The 399-nt window shown below is 62.9% G+C and carries 1 protein-coding gene; it reads right to left on the bottom strand.

The window, feature by feature from the left end:
• Positions 1–399: protein translocase subunit SecF (secF, locus tag CBF90_RS16775; protein WP_242435713.1), on the bottom strand; the 399-nt coding region annotated here is incomplete at both ends.

The following is a 399-nucleotide window of genomic DNA, read 5'->3' as shown; positions in this document are numbered from 1 at the left end:
GTGTTTATGGACCGCATGAAGGTCTGGTTGACCGCCAGGTTGGCCTGCTCGGCGAACGTCCGGCGGGTGGTGTGCTCGAAGCCGTGGGTGTTCTCCTCGACCTTGTCGAACACGATCACGGTGTCGTAGAGCGAGAAGCCGAGGATGGTCAACAGACCGATGACGGTGGCCGGCGTGACCTCGAACCCGACGAGCGAGTACACACCCGCCGTGCTGAGCAGGTCGAAGGCCAGCGAGGCCAGCGCCGCCAGCGCCATGTAGCGCTCGTAGCGGATGGTGATGTAGATCGAGACGATGACGATGAACACCACCAGCGCGATCAGCGCCTTCTTGGTGATCTGATCACCCCAGGTCGACGACACCGCCGAATCGCTGATGACGGCCTTGGACGCCTTGCCG

The sequence above is a fragment of the Microbacterium sp. AISO3 genome (assembly GCF_002204305.1).
Taxonomy (GTDB): Bacteria; Actinomycetota; Actinomycetes; order Actinomycetales; family Microbacteriaceae; genus Microbacterium; species Microbacterium arborescens.
The sequence above is the reverse complement of the archived record's forward strand: the minus strand, read 5'-3'. Positions and strand labels throughout refer to the sequence as shown.